Raw genomic sequence first — 16,855 nt, 5'->3', positions numbered from 1 at the left:
CACCCTATATATTTTTGGACATTAAAATATTTGTGGGAAACTTCATTGCCGCCATCCTTCACGTCAGTCACCGATAGCGCACTGATTGCCATAGACAACCTTGCAGACCGCGCAAGCGCGCTGACCAACCCGACATTGCGGCTGGGTGTGACCGGCTTATCCCGCGCGGGCAAGACGGTTTTCATCTCTTCGCTGGTGCATAATTTGCTGAATGGCGGTCGCTTGCCCCTGTTCGAGGCCATCCGATCCGGTCGCGTGTCGAATGTTCGGCTAGAACCGCAGCCGGATGATGCCATTCCCCGCTTTCAGTATGAGGATCATATTCAGGCGCTGGTCCGAGACCGCATCTGGCCGGATTCGACGCGGGCGATTTCAGAGCTGCGCATAACGCTGGATTACGAGAGCGCAAGCGGCTGGGGCCGCTGGTTCTCGCGTGGACATCTCGCCATCGATATCGTCGATTACCCCGGCGAATGGCTGCTCGACCTCCCCCTGCTTTCGCAGGACTACAAGACCTTCAGCGATAACACGCTAGCTTTGGCATCTGGCGGCGTCCGGGCCGAACTAGCAAGAGACTGGCTAGAGATTGCAAATTCCCTCGACATTGACGCCCCTGCCGATGAAATGACGGCGCGACGTCTGGCAGAGAGCTTTGCGACCTATCTGCGCGCCTGCAAATCGGATGAGCGTTCGCTCTCCACGCTGCCGCCGGGACGGTTTTTGATGCCGGGCGATCTGGAAGGGTCGCCTGCCCTCACCTTCTCCCCGCTTCCGGGTCTGACCGAAGGAAAGGCACCCAAGGGTTCGCTGCGCGCCATGATGGAGCGGCGTTACGAGGCTTACAAATCCATCGTGGTGAAGCCGTTCTTCCGCGAACACTTCGCCCGGCTTGATCGCCAGATCGTGCTGATCGACGCGCTACAGGCCGTCAACCGTGGACCGGAAGCGGTGCAGGATCTGGAGCGGGCGCTGGGCGATGTGCTGGCATGCTTCCGTCCCGGCAAGAACAGCCTGCTGTCCTCGCTGGTGGGTCGCCGCATCGACAAGGTTCTGGTGGCGGCGACGAAGGCCGATCATCTGCACCATGAAAGCCACGACCGGCTGGAAAATCTGACGCGCCGACTGGTAGACCGCGCCATCACCACCATCGGCATGAGTGGCGCTGGTATCGATGTCATGGCGCTGGCCTCGGTGCGTGCCACAAAGGAAGCCAGTGTGCGGCAGGATGGCCACGCGCTGCCTGTCATCGTCGGCACGCCGATTGCGGGCGAAAAGATCAATGGTGAGATGTTCGACGGCAACCGCACCACGGCCATTTTCCCCGGTGACCTGCCGGAAGACCCGGAACCGCTGTTTCGCGCGCTGGATGCGGAAGGCAGTGCCGCTGATCTGCCGGATGTGAATGTCGTGCGCTTCCGCCCGCCCAAGCTGGAAGAAACCAGTGGCGGCATCAAATTGTCCGTTCCGCATATCAGGCTCGACCGTGCCATGCAGTTTTTGTTTGGAGACCGGCTCGCATGAAAGACGAGAACAACACACCCGGCCGTCGCCCGGCTGCATTCACGCTGGAAAGCGAAACATCAGAGCCTCGCACCGTCGAAGCCAGACGCGCGCCGCGCAGTTTCGATGCCGATTTTTCCCTGACGCCGAATGAGGAAGACCCGTTTCTGGCACCTGAGGAGGTTGATGCCGCCGCCCTGCCCGTCGCCGCACCGCGCAAGCGCCGCTTCTCATTCGCCAAGCTGGCCATGGGTGCCCTCGGCGTGCTGTTTTCGCTGGCGTTCGGCCTGTGGGCGGATCAGCTCATCCGCGATCTGTTTTCGCGCTCCGACTGGCTGGGCTACACGGCGAGTGTGGCACTTGTCATCGCCGTCTTCGCCGTGCTGGCCCTGGTGGCCCGTGAGGCACTCGGCATCATGCGGCTGAACGCCGTTCAGTCTCTCAAAGCAGATGCGGAAGCGGCGGCGCTGGAGAAGAAACCCTCTGCTGCCCGCGCGGTCATCACCCGCCTCAACGCTGTTCTCTCTCATCGGGCAGAAACGGCCAAGGGTCGGGCCGCGCTGAAGGAGACCGAGAACGATGTGATCGACGGGCCGCACCTGATCGAGCTGGCCGAACGCGAGCTCTTGAGCCCGCTCGACCGGCAGGCGCGCGCCTTGATCCTGAACTCATCCAAGCGCGTCTCGGTCGTCACCGCCGTCAGCCCGCGTGCGGTGGTCGATCTCGCTTATGTGCTGTTCGAGGTAACGCGGCTGGTGCGGACCATGGCGGAGCTCTATGGCGGGCGTCCAGGCACCCTCGGGATGCTGCGGCTGCTGCGCGATGTCATCGCTCATCTAGCGGTGACGGGATCGATTGCGGTTGGCGATGGCTTGGCGCAACAGGTGCTGGGCCACGGGCTCGCCTCGCGCCTATCCGCCCGTCTGGGTGAAGGCGTGATCAATGGTTTGATGACCGCACGAATCGGTATTGCCGCCATGGATTTGTGCCGCCCCTTGCCCTTCCGGGCGCTGCGCCGCCCCGGCATAGGCGATTTCGTTTCCGATCTGACACCAGATTTGACGGGTGGTAAAAACAGCGAAAAGCCCTGATCCGCAGGGCTTGTGTGCGCCTAAAGGTTACGATCCGCGTCGCTAATCCAAGCCGAATAAACCAAGCATTAACCATTCCCGACATAGATTGACCCAACACAAAGCGGCCAATTCGCCAGGGAAAGTATCATGTATTCGCGCTTCTTTTCGCTACTGGGCGGACTTGCCGCCGTTATGTCCGTCAGTGGCGGGCTTGCAGTTTCCGACGTTCAGGCCGCCTCGCGCGATGACCAGTTTTTCGGCTCCGTTGCCGGTGTCTGGTCTGGTCCCGGCGAGATCGTTGCCGGAAAATACAAGGGCACAAAATTCACCTGCGATCTGACTGGCGAGCCGCTGGGCGACAAGGATACGGGCATCAAGCTGGGCGGCACCTGCCGCGTCGGCGTCTTCAAGCAGCCAATGTCTGCCGTCATTGCCAAGAAGGGCAACAGCTATGAGGGCAAGTTCCTCGATGGCGCCGAGGGCAAGGGTCTGGATATCGTTTCCGGTCAGGTCAGCGGCGACAAGGTCGTGGTCGGTATCAACCGCGCCAAGCTCAATGGCGCCATGGTTGCCCGCGTGACCAACAACACCTCCATGAACATTACGATTTCCGTCAAGGTCGCAGACCAGATGGTTCCGGTCATCGGCCTGACGCTGGCGCGCAATGTCGATCAGATGGCAGTTGGTTCGATCAAGGAATAAAGCCTTTCGGCAGCTTCAAGATTTTGAGAACGGGAGTGTCCACCACTCCCGTTTTTCGTTTGTGGCCTTAATGCCGGTCTTATCTGCCATTTCCAGCCATTGAGACACCGGCCTGCCATTGACCACCAGCTCCAGCGCGATATCGCAGAGCGGCATCAGCACGAAGGCACGCTCCGTCATGCGGGGATGTGGAATTTCAACGCGCTCGGTGGTGATAATCTCATCGCCGAAAGTCAGCACATCGATATCGATGGTGCGCGGACCCCAGCGCTCTGTGCGAACCCGCTTCATGCCGCGCTCGATCTCGAGGCAAAGGTCGAGCAGCGCCTCCGCCGCCAGCGATGTCTCGATCAAAGCGCAGCAATTGAAGAAATCGGCCTGATCGGTCTTTCCCCAGGGCGGCGTGCTGTAAAGCTGCGAGACGGCGAGCAATCGGCAGCTTTCGTGCCGGGAAAAGCTATCGAGTGCCTGCGCCATCGCGGCTGGCGGATCACCGACATTGCCGCCCAGCCCCAAGGCCGCCAAGGTCATGCCATCAGCCATGCTGTTCGACGCTCACCTGCGCATAGTCCAGAATTCCGGGCACAGGCGCAGAAGGCTTGCGCACCGTGATTCTGACCCGCACGATTTGTGGGTATCGCTTGCGTAGCGCAGTTGCAATATCGTTGGCCAGAGCCTCAATCAGATACCGCCGCTGACCAGCCACGATCTTTTCGATCACATCGAAGGCCACGCCGTAATCGACGGTGTTGGAGATGTCGTCTGTATCGAGCGCGTTTCCGGCTTCGACTTCCATTTCCGCATCGACAAAGAAGCGCTGGCCCAGCGTTTCTTCCTGCGCCAGCAGGCCGTGGCGGGCGAAGAAGGAACAGTTCTTCAGCAGTATCGTGTAAAGGCTCATGATCGGCCCTCCCCTTTATTGGTTTTTCTCTGCCTCAGAACAGCATCGGCAATCGCCAGAGCGTCACGCGTCATTGGTACATTGTGTACGCGAAAAACAACCGCTCCCGCCAGCCTTAGAATGGCGGTGGTGGCCGCCGTGCCGACATCGCGATCTTCCGCCACTTCTCTTCCGGTCAAAGCGCCGATGAAGCGTTTGCGAGACGTTCCGGCGAGAATAGGCAACCCGAATCCGGAAAGCGCATCGAAACGCGACATGAGCGCGATATTTTCATCCGTATCCTTGGCAAAGCCGAAGCCGGGGTCGAGAACAATGGCGCTGCGCGAAATGGCCGCTTTATCGGCGATCTCCAGTGACTGGTTGAGAAAGGCATATTGGTCATCGATGACATCAGCCAGTTTCTCTCGCTCGCGGCCCGTATGCATGATGCAGACGCCAGCCTTTGCGGCTGAAACGACGCCAGCCATATCCGCATCTTTCTGCAGGCCGAAGACGTCGTTGACGATATGCGCCCCGGCCTCTAGCGCCAGCCTTGCCGTCGAGGCGCGGTAGGTATCGATAGAGATCAGAGCATCGGTTTCTTTGCACAGTTTTTCGATGACAGGCAGAACGCGGTCCTGTTCCTGTGCATCGCTGATGGTTTCCGCGCCCGGACGCGTGGATTCGCCGCCGATATCGATGATATGCGCGCCGTCTTTCACGCAGGAAAGCGCGTGCGAAACCGCCTGCTCTGCCGCCAGATATCGCCCGCCATCGGAAAAGGAATCCGGCGTCGCATTGACGATAGCCATAATAAGGCCATCCCCATCAAGTTTCAGGGAGCGCCCATGCGCGACTTGCCACACATTGTCACTGGCTGTTATCACGTAACATCACGCCTTTCCGGAATAACGGAGTGTCCGCCATTCATATCGTCACGACTCCGCCTATGCAGCAATCATCTGCCAAGTTCAACCGGAAGGCTGATAAATGAAGCGCCAATCCCGCATGCTTTGGGCGTTCCTTTCGGGCGCGATTTTGATGTCAGCTCCGCAGATCGCCAATTCCGAAGCGATCATGAGCAAATCTTTTTCCTATTTCTCCATTGGTGGAAAGACAGCGGAAGATCTGGACCATGAACTTTCCCATCGCGGCCCCATGACAAAGGCCACCGGTGCACGTCATCCGGGTGCGACGGAAATCAAATTCGGTGGCGAACTGACCTATGTGGAGCAGAATGGACGCTGCGGCGTGGGCACCGTAAAGGTGAAGCTTCACACGAAGATCCTGCTGCCGCGCTGGACGAACCGCAAGCGCACAACGGCAGAGCTGGCGCTGATCTGGGACACGCTTGCAGCCGACATAAAGCGGCACGAAGAGCGCCATGCGGAGATTGCCCGCAACTATGCCCGCACGCTGGAAAAGCGACTTCAATCCCTTCGTCCGCAGAAGAATTGTGAGGAAATGCAGGCACTCGTTGGCAAGACGACGCAGGAGGTCATGGATGCTCATGACAAGGACCAGCTGCGTTTCGATGTCGTGGAATCGAAAAATTTCGACGCCCGCATGACCCGCCTGCTGAAACACCGCATCATGCAGAACAGATCCGCTCAATAGAGCGCGACAAACAATGCCAATCCGTGCAAATATCTATGCGGATTTCTTCAAGTATTTTATCAACCAAAAATTGCGGAAAACCTCCGCGCTTTGCCGGATAATGATCGTTGAATTCTTGGCGTGGCTCGGAATGCGCGACTCACGTATCTGTGAGATCAGAAGTTTCCACCCGTTCAGCCGTTGCGTTTGCTTGTGTGTGTTGCCGGTTCCCCCGGCACGTCTTGAACCGCAGGTGTCTCCTCCTTCGCCTGATGGTGACGTGCCCACCTCGCCTCGCTATCCCGCGAAACGGAGAGCGAGGCTTTTTCTCGGAAAACAGACGATCAGCGGTTCAGGCGATGCCTGGATCAGCCCTGGCGCTCGGGCACATGCACGACCAACCCATCGAGGGCGTCGGTGATCTTGATCTGACAGGAAAGACGTGACGTCGGGCGAACGTCGAAAGCGAAATCCAGCATGTCCTCTTCCATCGGCTCAGGCGGGCCAACGCGTTCAGCCCATTCATCGTCCACATAGACATGACAGGTGGCACAGGCACAGGCACCGCCACATTCGGCGTCGATACCCGGAACGGAGTTGCGCATGGCGTTTTCCATAACGGTAGAGCCATTGCTCACCTCGAGTTCATGCGGCGTGCCGTCGAAAGCAACGATGGTCAGTTTGGTCATGTCGGAATTCCAGAGCGATGTTTGAGAATGTTGCCAAACAAATAGAAAGGCCGGGTCCGCTTGGCAACCCGTCAATGCGGGCACGAAGCAGAACCGGCCTCAAAAAACGTCGAAAAATCAGCGTTAGCGGCAGAGCTTGAGAATGAAGTTCTCGGCTTCGATGACCGATGCTGCGACCTTCGCAAGCGCGGCGCTGTCGCGGCTGCCATTTTCCACGGCTTCAGCCGCTGCCGAAACGTTGAAGGCACCCACGGCATCTGCCGAACCCTTCAGACGATGCGCAATCGCTTTCATCTCAATGTCATTGCCAGCAGCGAGTTCGTGCAGCAAAGTGCGTGCATTGCGGGTGAAAAGCTGGAGGATTTCGATCTCGAGCTCCTTGTCACCCATGGTCTGGCGGGCCAGATGCATGAAGTCGATAGGCTTCCGGCTGACCGGTGCTGCACCACCATAATTGTCCGGAGCTTCGAATGCGATACTCAACGCTGCCATTTTGTTAGATTCCTTGTTTGGGCCAGTTTCTTGTTTTGAGGCACATATGTCCTGCTTTTAGGCAGGTTAGGCCTGCGATGAGCTTAAATTGGGGCGCGACGAAGGTGGAAATCTTTCGCTATGGTTAATTTATGTTAAACTTATGCGAAACAAGGCCTTCCGCTTGCTACCGAGGTTTAAAAACTGTTAACAAACCGCCACTTGGCATAGGCTTGCCCGTGGCATTAATTGTTTCAAAGGCGCAAATGTGTCACTACGGTACTGCCGTCTTGCATGACCTGAGTTCCGGTTTTGTAAATTCGGTGTGTAAATGTAATTTTGCCTGAAAGCTTAGCGACGTGCTCTCAGGAATTAGTAAGAAACGAGGCACTATATACCGGCTGGTATCGTGCCTTGAGGCATGATGGCGGATATCCGAAAGCAGGCGGCGGACGGATGAACGGCATGAGGCCGGGCGTAGAGTAACGAGGCGTAACCGCATGGCGAACAACAAGATCAGCGACTCGATTGACGAGACTGCGTTTCAGGCGTTGGAAGATGCCTTGCAGCTTGGCGCGTACGAAAATAAGCCGGAGCCTCGGAAAAGGTCCACTCCAAAGCCTGCGGAGGCCAGAGTGCCAGAACAGACAAGAGTGCCAGAACAAAACAGAGCCCGCGCGGCTGAACCGCCTCAACAGCAGCGCCCCGCGCCGGAGCCAGCACCGAGATCGCCATCTCTCGAAGCGGCCAATGACGGCTCCAAGCGTAGCCCCGCCATGATCCTCAAATCGCTGGATGCCGGCTCCATGGCCGGCGCATTGCGTAATGCGACCATCGTTTCCGTTCTCTGGGCCATTGCCGGCGCAGGTCTTGCCAATGTCATCTATGGCAACCTCATCTGGAACGTCAGCTCCATGGCCGAACTCTTCGCCGTTCCCGGCGTCATGGCCATCATTGTCGGCGTCATCGTTCCGATCATGTTGTTCTTTGCCTTTGCCATCATGATGGCGCGCGCCAAGGACCTGCGCAACGCTGCCCGCTCCATGGCGGAAGTCGCCCTTCGTCTCGCAGAGCCGGAAACCATTGCCTCCGAGCGCATCATGTCTGTCGGTCAGGCCGTGCGCCGCGAAGTTTCGGCCATGAATGACGGCATCGAGCGCACCATTGCGCGCGCCACTGAACTCGAAACGCTCGTCCATTCCGAAGTCAATGCGCTCGAGCGCAGCTATGCCGACAATGAATTGCGCGTCCGCAGCCTCGTTCAGGAACTGAGCGCAGAGCGCGATGCCATCATCAATCACGCCGAGCGTATTCGCTCGTCCATCGTCGGCGCACAGGACCAGATCAAGGAAGAACTCTCCATCGTCGGTGAAGAGCTTTCCATGCGTCTGGCCACCAGCGGCGAAGCTTTCGCCTCGATGATCGACACGCGGTCTGCAGCGCTGCTCGAAAAGTCCCGTATTTCCACAGAAGCCATGGGCAGCCTGATAGCGGCCAAGACCGACAATCTGCTCAAGGCGCTCAACACATCCGGCGCAACGCTTTCGAATGAATTCGACCTGCGCCTGCACGATCTCAGCACGACGCTGGATGATCGCGGTCGTCTGCTTCTGGAGCAGTTCGCTACGCAGGCCTCCACGCTCAGCACCGGTACGGAAAACCTCAACAAGTCGCTGGAAGAACGCACGCGCCTTCTCAACGACATCCTGTCCAAGCGCACGCTGGAAATCAGCCAGAACATCGACCGCGGTCAGGACATCATCGGCGGCTCGCTGGACAATGTTCTCGACAAGTTGACGACAACGCTGGAAGAAAAAGGCCTGTCCTTCCGTCAGAACCTGCAAAGCAGCGCCGATGACGCGATCATGGACATGGATCTGCGCTCCGGCCTGTTCGAAGAAAAGCTGCAGACTACGGTTGGCCTCGTCAATTCCGCATTCGACGAGCGCGTTGCAGAATTCACCAGCGCCTTCGATCAGCGCGCAGGCAGCCTCGACAGCAAGCTGATGGAAAGCCTTGCACGCATCAATGAAACCGTTGCCGGTGGCACCGATTCCATCGATGGCATGCTGAATTCCGGCATCGAGCGCCTCAGCACCGCCCTCACCGACCAGTCCTTCGCTCTCGCGACGACACTGGGCACCGGCCAGGAAATGCTGGAAAGCTCTCTGGAAAGCCATACCCGCGAATTGAGCGATGCCATCGGCGCACGCACGGCGGAAATTACCGGCGCATTCAGCGATACGCATGAGAAAATCGACGCGGTTCTGGCGGAGCGCAGCACTGCCCTGTTTGGCGCGCTGACCGCCACGCAGGATCGTTTCGACACGGCTCTTGCCAGCCGTGCAGAAGCCATCACCGGCTCCATGTCCGGCACGGCCCAGCATCTGGCCGCACTTCTGGAAGAGCGTGCCGCCGCCATCAACAGCATCGTCGCCGATGTTGAACGCCGCCTTGCCGAAACACTCGACAGCCGCGCAGCTGCCATCACCGGCGCTGTCTCCGGTGTTGAAGAACGTCTGGCCGATACGCTTGATGTTCGCACCGCAGCCATCCACCATGCCGTTGCCGGTGTGGAAGATCGTATCGCCGACACGCTGGAAACCAGAACCGCGGCACTTGCCAATGTCGTCTCGGGTGCGGAAAGCCGCATTGCCGATACGCTCGATAGCCGTACCGCTGCGCTGAACAGCGTGGTCTCCGGCGTCGAAGAGCGCATTGCCGACACACTCGACAGCCGCACAATGGCTATCGATATGGCATTCTCGACCGCCGAAGAGCGTCTTTCCGAAACGCTGGATAGCCGCACAAGCGCGCTCACCAGCGCCGTTTCCGGTGCCGAAGAACGCATTGCAGACACGCTCGACAGCCGCACGATGGCCATCGACATGGCATTCTCCGGCGCTGAAGAGCGGATCACCGAAGCGCTCGATTCCAGAACAGCCGCCCTCAACACCGTTGTTTCCGGCGTTGAAACGCGCATCTCCGATTCCATCCAGCATGGCACGACAGCACTTTCCAATGCCGTTAGCGGCGTGGAAGATCGTATTGCCGAAACGCTGGAAAGCCGCACGGCTGCGCTCTCAAGCGTGGTCTCCGGCGTTGAAGAGCGTATTGCCGACACACTCGACAGCCGCACAATGGCTATCGACATGGCATTCTCGAGCGCCGAGGAGCGCCTTGCCGAAACATTGGAAAGCCGCACCAGCGCGCTGACCACAGCCGTCTCCGGCGTCGAAGAACGTATTGCCGATACGCTGGACAGCCGCACAATGGCCATCGACATGGCCTTCTCGGGAGCGGAAGAGCGTATCGCAGAAACCATGGATGCGCGAACGGCAGCCTTTACCACTGTCGTTGCGGGCGTCGAAAGCCGCATTTCGGAAACACTGGAAAGCCGCACCTCTGCACTCAGCAGCGTGGTTTCCGGCGTTGAAGAGCGCATCGCGGATACACTCGACAGCCGTACCATGGCCATCGACATGGCATTCTCCGGCGCGGAAGAGCGCATCGCTGAAACGCTGGATAGCCGCACGGCTGCCCTCAACAGCGTCGTCTCCGGTGTCGAGGAACGCATTGCCGACACGCTCGACAGCCGCACCATGGCTATCGATATGGCGTTCTCCGGTGCGGAAGAACGTATCGCAGAATCGCTCGATAGCCGGACTGCCGCTCTGACCAACGTCGTTTCCGGCGTTGAAGAACGCATTGCCGATACGCTCGACAGCCGCACGCTCGCCATCGACATGGCATTCTCCGGCGCCGAAGAACGTCTGGCCGAAACACTTGATACCCGCACCTTTGCGCTGACCAGCGCCGTGTCCGGCGTCGAGGGTCGTATTGCCGATACGCTGGATAGCCGCACGACGGCACTTGCCAATGCCGTTTCCGGCGTTGAAGAGCGCATTGCCGACGCACTCGACAGCCGCGCCATGGCGATCGACATGGCAATTTCGGGTGCCGAAGAGCGCATTACCGAAACGCTCGATACCCGCACGACCGCCCTCACCCAGTCCGTTGCCGGTGCCGAGCAGCGCCTGTCGTCCACGGCCTCCACGATTGAGGAAGCCCTGTCCGTCGGTCATTTGCGTCTCGATACGATGCTGGGCGTGCAGGCAGATGCGATTACCCGCACCGTCGAGCGCAACAGCGACCTGATCGAACAGACCGTCGGCACTGCGGCCACCCGCATCGAAACGGCCATAGAGGGCGGCGCAGGCCGTTTCTCGGACACGATGGAAAGCGGCGTTTCGCGTCTGGAAAACAATCTCGTTTCCTCGCATGAGCAGCTTCGCAGCACGCTCGATGAGCATCACGGCGCATTTACCGAAACACTCGGTTCCGCGCAGGAGCGCATCAACGATCTGTTGTCCGAACAGGCCATGTCTATCGGCACCACGATTGCGTCCAGCGCCAGCATGCTGGAAATGTCTCTGGAAACCCAGCAGGAAGCCATTCAGCGCACCATCGACACCAGCGGTGCAACACTGGAAGAGCGTCTGCGCAACAGCACCAGCGCCGTTTCCACCCGCATCGATGAGGCCGCCCGCGAAATCGGCGGCGCAGCGGATGCGCTGTCCCAGCGTGTCGAACAGTCAGTCAGCAACGTCTCCACCCGTCTGGATGAAACCGGCGCACGGTTGGAAACCAATATCGGTGGCTTGCAGACCCGCATTCAGTCGGATCTCGGTAACGTCAACGCCTCCATCGAAGATGCCAGCCGCAAGATTTCCGAAACACTGGACGGCAAGACTGCGGATTTCGTTCGCACCAGCGACGACGCCACGCAGCGCATTGCCGGTGTTCTCGACACGGGCACGGCACGCATCGATGAGCGTCTGGGCACCATGGACCGCGCTCTGAATATCGGCCTTGAAAACGTCAATCGCACCATTGAAGGCAAGGCGACCAACCTCGCCGTCAGCCTGCGCGACGCAGTGGTCAATGCCACCCAGACCATGGATGGCGAAGCGCTGCGTTCGACTGAACTTCTGGCCAAGACCGGCTCTGAATTTGCCGACCAGATGAAGAACCGCAACGACGAGTTCACTCGCGCCATCGAACAGCGCTCGGAAGAAATCGTCGGACGCATTTCGGAAGCACAGGGTCGCCTCTCCGGCCAGGCCGCAGCCGTCGCCCAGACCTTCTCGGAAGCTGGCAATGCCATCGTCAACAAGGTTGCCGAAGCAGAAGCCGTCGTTCGCTCGCAGGTTGGCGCTATCTCTGAAACGCTCTCCGGCGTCGAAAGCTCGCTCGATGCGCGCGGCGAATCCATTCGCTCCACGCTCGACAGCCGCACCCGCGAACTCAACTCCATGCTGGCCAGCCGCTCTGCCGAGCTGTCGCGCCTCATCGAAGAAAAAGCCAAGCCCATCGTCAACGAATATGCGACGATTGGCCAGAATGCCGCGGAGAAGATCGTCACCGCCGCACAGCAGAGCGCCAATCTTCTGGCCGAAAGCAACAGCGGTATGGTGCAACTGGTGGAGCAGGCCATTGGCGACTACGCCAAGGCCGGCACGGACGCCGCCGACAAGCTGGTGGCCGCAACCCGCAACAGCACCAACATGCTGTCGGAAACGCATTCTGGCATGTCTGAAGTGGTAACGGGTGCCGTCGATAGTCTCAACGTTGCCGTTGCGCGCGCCTCGCAGGAATTCAAAGCGGCGGATCAGTCCCTCAATACGGCAGCCTCCAGCTTCTCCGATTCCGCATCGCGTGCCGCCGACATGGTGTCCAGCTCCAGCCGTCTGCTGGAAGGCAAGATAGACCGTCTGGCGAATATCTCCGGCCAGACCCTGTCGCAGGTCGCCGGTATCGTCGGTCGCTTCGAGGAACATTCCACGGTTCTTTCACAGGCATCCGAACTTCTCAGCGCTGCCCAGACGAGCCTCGTCGGCACGCTGGAAGAGCGTCAGGAAGCGCTTCGCACGCTTTCCGTCGGCCTTCTCTCGCGCTCTGAGGAAATCGAAAATTCGATGCGCGGCGTGATGGGCGTGGTCGAACAGACCCTCGCACAGGCAGAGCAGCGTTCAGCCAATGTTGCAGGCAATCTGCGCGACAATCTCAGCTCCTCCTTCGACCAGATCGGTCGTTCGCTGGATGAGACGGAGCAGCGCGCACAGACGGCAGCACAGAACATGCGTGGCGCGCTGGCTGCGGCCGGTGAAGATGCAAGCCGCTCCATCGAAGGTACGATGGCGGATGCGCAGAGATATTCAGACGAGCTGGTCAACCGCCTGCGCGGTGGCGTCGCCTCCTCGCTCTCGGACGTGGACAAGCTGTTGGGCAACGCCACGGACAAGTCCAATGCCGCCGCAGCCGTGCTGCGCGAGACATTGCGTGAAGCCGTGGAAGAGGCTGTGTCCCGCTTTGCCGGTGCAACGGATGAAATCCGCCGTTCCAGCGTCGATATTCGCAAGGAACTGGACTCTACCCGTGCGGAACTGAAACGCGGGGCATTCGACCTGCCGGAAGAAGCCAAGGAAAGTGCCGCTGCCATGCGCCGCGCGGTTTCCGAACAGATCAAGGCCTTGCAGGATATTTCCCAGCTGGTGGGTCGCTCCACACAGCAGCTGGAAATTTCCGAGCCAGCCGCCCGCGCAATCGCTGCCACGAAGCCCGCTCCTGCTCCACAACAGCAGCCACAGCCTCAGCCGGTTGCGCAGCAGCCTCGCGTGGAACAGCCGCGCCCGCAGCCAGCAGCAGCGGTCGTGCCGCCGTCGCCGGTCCTCGCTCGCCCAGTGCAGCAGCAGCCGGTTGCGCCACAGCAGCCATCTGCTCCGCAGTTCCGCACGACGCAGCCGCTCGAAACCCGCAGCGTGCCGCCTCAGGCCGGTATTGCCGCCCCGGCGCAACGCCGTGAAGATGGTGGCGGCTGGATCAGCGATCTGCTGCGTGGCGCATCTCGCGATGGTCAGGACGCATCGGCACCCGCAACCCAGGCTCCGCGCCAGTCCGCCGAGCCACAGACCCGGGCTGCCGATCCGCGCAACCCGCGCCATGTCGTAGAATCGCTCAACTCGCTTTCGGTGGATATTGCCCGCGCTATCGATCACGATGCATCGGTAGAGCTCTGGGGCCGTTACCAGCGTGGCGAACGCGATGTGTTCACACGCCGCCTTTACACGCTGAAGGGCCAGCAGACCTTCGACGAGATCAAGCGTAAATACGAGCGCGAAACGGAATTCCGTACCGCTGTTGATCGCTACATCTCGGATTTCGAAAAGCTGCTCGCAGACGTGGCAAGAACGGATCGCGACCGCACCATCACGCAATCCTACCTCACCTCCGATACCGGCAAGGTCTATACGATGCTGGCACACGCGGCAGGACGCTTCAGCTAAGGCGCTCCATTTTTAAGACCAAGGCCCCGGAGAGCATCTTTCCGGGGCCTTTTCATATCGCATATTAGCAATAATCTTGAACGTGCCAGAGCAAGTCTCTATATCGAGGCTGCGGGGACGACCTCGCCCTTATTCATGACTTCGGGACGGCCCGATAACACGGGAGCATCCCATGCGTTCTTTCAAGGACCGCGTTCGCCACGCGCTCAGTTTTGAGATTATCGGCCTTCTGCTCATCATTCCCTTCGGCGCCACGATCTTTGGCGTACCCATGACCGATGTCGGCATTGTCGGCGTCGTCAGCGCCACCATCGCTACGGCCTGGAACTATCTCTACAATCTTGGTTTCGACCACGTCATGCAGCGCGCCAAAGGTACGACGCAGAAAACCACGGCCATTCGCATTGCACATGCGCTGTTGTTTGAACTGGGCCTGCTGATCGTGCTGATGCCCTTCATCGCGTGGTATCTCAACATCAGCGTCATGCACGCGCTGGTCATGGATGTGTCGTTCGCCCTGTTTTACGTCGTCTACTCCTTCGTCTTCAACTGGTGCTATGACCGGCTGTTTCCGCTTCCCGAATGGCAAAAAGAAGCCCCGGCAGAATAACCGGGGCTTGGCCTTTTCGAATGTCTTGGTGGTAAAGCGCGCTGGTCTTAGCGCGTTAGTCTGATGTCGGCCGTTACCACCGTCGGGCCACCCGCGCCATCCTTGTCCGTCGTGCGCAGACGCAAGCCGTTGTTACCCATCTTGGTGATGGTCATGGCGGCATCACGATCGCCATTGATGTCACGGGTCCAGCGGATCGCAAGATTGATGGAGTTGCCGCTGCGGCTGCCGGAAAGCGCGGATGGTCTGCCGGATGGGCCGACATAGTTGCCTCGGTAACGGCTGCCATTGGCGCTCAAATCCGCCGAGATAGCGCGGCGGATCACCACAAGCCCACGGCAGGTACCGTTCATGCGCAGCGACGGGCCAGATGCGGTGGATTCGAAGGTGCAGTTCACATTGATGGGCCTGGCGCCGATACGGGTGGTAACGGTGCCGCTGCCCTTCCAGCTGCCTTTGAGCGAGGCGAGGAACTGGCTTTCATCAGCCATGGCCGGCGGCGCCACCAGTGCGGTCGCGAGTGCTATGATAGAAATCAGCTTGCATGTCATTCGCGTGGTCCTTGTTTGTGAAGTCCGAACGTCTCGCCCTGCCGATTGTTCCTTCGCCAGCAATGTTATGGGCCAAAGCAACCTAATTCGGGTCGGTGCGTTTCTCGCCAGCTTCATCTCAGCGTCCCGGAGAGCTTTCCATGACAACGCTAACAGCGCCACTCGATGCCAGCGGTCACTCTCTCGGGAAATCCCCGGAGAGCGGCATATCCGACCGCTCCATTTTCGCACTCGCCGTCCTCAACTTTTTCCTCGCAGATGCGCGCGATGGGCTCGGTCCTTTTCTGGATGCTTTTCTAGCCACCAATGGCTGGTCGGCCATGCAGCTGGGCGTCATCGCCACCGTTGGTGGGCTCGTCGGGCTGGCCGCAACGCCGCTCTGCGGTGCGCTGGTGGATGGCTCCACATGGAAACGGACGCTGATTGCCGTGCCAGTCGTCCTCGTCACCATCGGCGCGCTGATTACGCTGATGTTCACCAACGAGGCCGTGGTTTGGACAGGTCAGATCATGACAGCCGTTGTCGGTGCCGTCGTGGGTCCTGCCCTTGCTGGCCTCACCCTCGGCCTGGTCGGCGAGAAGCTTTTCTCGCACCAAATCTCACGAAATGAATTCTGGAACCATGGTGGCAATTTCATTTCGCTGTTCGCCACCTATTTCGCGGTCACGGCCTTTGGTGTCTCCGGCGTCATCGGGCTGATGGTGGTCACGGCTATCGGCGCGCTTGCCGCCATCGTGGCCATCGATCCCAAACGTATCGACCACAAGGTGGCGCGCGGGCTTGGACAGAATGAAGGCGAACCCGGCCCTTCCGGCTTTAAGGTTCTTTTCAAAGAACGCGGACTGATCTTCCTCTCCATCATCCTGCTGATCTTCCATTTCGGCAATGCACCGATGGGCCGGCTGATCGCGCAGAACTTCGCCATCGAGTTGAACACGCCGTTTCGCACCACCGCCATCATTACCGGCGTAGCGCAATTTGCGATGATCTTCGTCGCGGCCATCGCGCCATGGCTCATCCGCCGATTCGGCCTGTCTGCGGTGTTTCTGATTGCGCTGGCAGCACTGCCCGTGCGCGGCGTGCTGGCGGCCAGTTTCCACGAATTCTGGGTTATCTATCCGGTGCAGTTGCTAGATGGTATCGGCGCTGGCCTTCTCGGTATCGCCACACCTGTCGCAGTAGAGCGCATTCTGAAAGGCACAGGACGCTTCAATGTCGGCCTCGCCAGCGTCATGACTGTTCAGGGTATCGGCGCGTCACTCAGCAATGGTGTCGCGGGCTGGCTGACCACGGAAGGTGGCTACGCGCTTTCGCATCTCGTCGGTGGCGGCATCGCCGCGATTGCCATCGTGCTGTTCCTGATGTTCCGACACGACATCGCGCCAAGACAGGCAACGGACGGCTGAAACGAAAAAGGAGGCCAATGGCCTACTTTAT

13 protein-coding genes are annotated in these 16,855 nt (G+C 59.5%); 7 read left to right on the top strand and 6 right to left on the bottom strand.

Annotation, left to right across the window (positions count from 1 at the left end; genetic code table 11):
* Positions 1 to 45: 45 nt before the first annotated feature.
* The 3 genes from ABUK73_RS01230 (at position 46) to ABUK73_RS01220 (ending at position 3,275) form a co-directional block, all read left to right on the top strand.
* A complete protein-coding gene (locus tag ABUK73_RS01230) occupies positions 46 to 1,521 on the top strand; it encodes a YcjX family GTP-binding protein (RefSeq protein WP_353575701.1) in 1,476 nt (491 codons plus the stop codon).
* Positions 1,518 to 2,591, top strand: a complete 1,074-nt coding sequence (locus ABUK73_RS01225; RefSeq protein ID WP_353575700.1) for a YcjF family protein — start codon at positions 1,518 to 1,520, stop codon at positions 2,589 to 2,591. Before ABUK73_RS01230 ends, ABUK73_RS01225 begins: the two co-directional genes overlap by 4 nt.
* A 129-nt stretch (positions 2,592 to 2,720) precedes the next feature.
* Positions 2,721 to 3,275 (top strand): hypothetical protein, encoded by a 555-nt coding sequence (locus ABUK73_RS01220; protein WP_113088096.1) that lies wholly within the window; start codon positions 2,721 to 2,723, stop codon positions 3,273 to 3,275.
* 15 nt (positions 3,276 to 3,290) lie between these two features.
* On the opposite strand, the gene folK is transcribed toward ABUK73_RS01220, so the two are convergent.
* From folK to folP, 3 genes are read right to left on the bottom strand one after another with little or no spacing between them, the layout of a single operon-like run.
* Positions 3,291 to 3,806 (bottom strand): 2-amino-4-hydroxy-6-hydroxymethyldihydropteridine diphosphokinase, encoded by a 516-nt coding sequence (gene folK, locus ABUK73_RS01215; protein ID WP_353575991.1) that lies wholly within the window; start codon positions 3,804 to 3,806, stop codon positions 3,291 to 3,293.
* 4 nt (positions 3,807 to 3,810) lie between these two features.
* A complete protein-coding gene (gene folB / locus ABUK73_RS01210; RefSeq protein ID WP_353575699.1) occupies positions 3,811 to 4,176 on the bottom strand; it encodes a dihydroneopterin aldolase in 366 nt (121 codons plus the stop codon).
* Positions 4,173 to 5,042, bottom strand: coding sequence for a dihydropteroate synthase (gene folP / locus ABUK73_RS01205; protein ID WP_454892303.1), 870 nt, complete (start codon positions 5,040 to 5,042; stop codon positions 4,173 to 4,175). The genes folB and folP overlap by 4 nt, the downstream gene beginning before the upstream one ends.
* 103 nt (positions 5,043 to 5,145) lie before the next feature.
* On the opposite strand from folP, the gene ABUK73_RS01200 reads away from it, so the two are divergent.
* Positions 5,146 to 5,772, top strand: a complete 627-nt coding sequence (locus tag ABUK73_RS01200) for a DUF922 domain-containing Zn-dependent protease (protein ID WP_353575697.1) — start codon at positions 5,146 to 5,148, stop codon at positions 5,770 to 5,772.
* Between the two features lie 347 nt (positions 5,773 to 6,119).
* Here the strand turns inward: ABUK73_RS01200 and ABUK73_RS01195 are convergent, their stop codons facing one another.
* Together ABUK73_RS01195 and ABUK73_RS01190 are read right to left on the bottom strand one after the other, a co-directional pair.
* Positions 6,120 to 6,440, bottom strand: coding sequence for a 2Fe-2S iron-sulfur cluster-binding protein (locus ABUK73_RS01195; RefSeq protein ID WP_113088092.1), 321 nt, complete (start codon positions 6,438 to 6,440; stop codon positions 6,120 to 6,122).
* A 123-nt stretch (positions 6,441 to 6,563) separates the two neighbouring features.
* Complete coding sequence (locus tag ABUK73_RS01190) at positions 6,564 to 6,932, bottom strand: Hpt domain-containing protein (RefSeq protein ID WP_353575696.1); 369 nt, start codon at positions 6,930 to 6,932, stop codon at positions 6,564 to 6,566.
* Between the two features lie 479 nt (positions 6,933 to 7,411).
* On the opposite strand from ABUK73_RS01190, the gene ABUK73_RS01185 reads away from it, so the two are divergent.
* Both ABUK73_RS01185 and ABUK73_RS01180 read left to right on the top strand, forming a co-directional pair.
* Positions 7,412 to 14,257, top strand: a complete 6,846-nt coding sequence (locus ABUK73_RS01185) for an apolipoprotein A-IV repeat region-like domain-containing protein (RefSeq protein ID WP_353575695.1) — start codon at positions 7,412 to 7,414, stop codon at positions 14,255 to 14,257.
* 172 nt (positions 14,258 to 14,429) lie between these two features.
* Positions 14,430 to 14,867 (top strand): PACE efflux transporter, encoded by a 438-nt coding sequence (locus ABUK73_RS01180; protein ID WP_353575694.1) that lies wholly within the window; start codon positions 14,430 to 14,432, stop codon positions 14,865 to 14,867.
* Between the two features lie 47 nt (positions 14,868 to 14,914).
* Here the strand turns inward: ABUK73_RS01180 and ABUK73_RS01175 are convergent, their stop codons facing one another.
* Positions 14,915 to 15,418, bottom strand: a complete 504-nt coding sequence (locus tag ABUK73_RS01175) for a hypothetical protein (RefSeq protein WP_113088088.1) — start codon at positions 15,416 to 15,418, stop codon at positions 14,915 to 14,917.
* A gap of 140 nt (positions 15,419 to 15,558) precedes the next feature.
* On the opposite strand from ABUK73_RS01175, the gene ABUK73_RS01170 reads away from it, so the two are divergent.
* Positions 15,559 to 16,824 carry an MFS transporter gene (locus ABUK73_RS01170; protein WP_353575693.1) on the top strand — a complete coding sequence of 422 codons (1,266 nt, stop codon included), beginning with the start codon at positions 15,559 to 15,561 and terminating at the stop codon, positions 16,822 to 16,824.
* Positions 16,825 to 16,855 lie beyond the last annotated feature (31 nt).

Source organism: Agrobacterium vacciniicorymbosi (genome assembly GCF_040427045.1).
Taxonomy (GTDB): domain Bacteria; phylum Pseudomonadota; class Alphaproteobacteria; order Rhizobiales; family Rhizobiaceae; genus Agrobacterium.
This window is presented reverse-complemented; position numbering and strand designations above follow the sequence as displayed.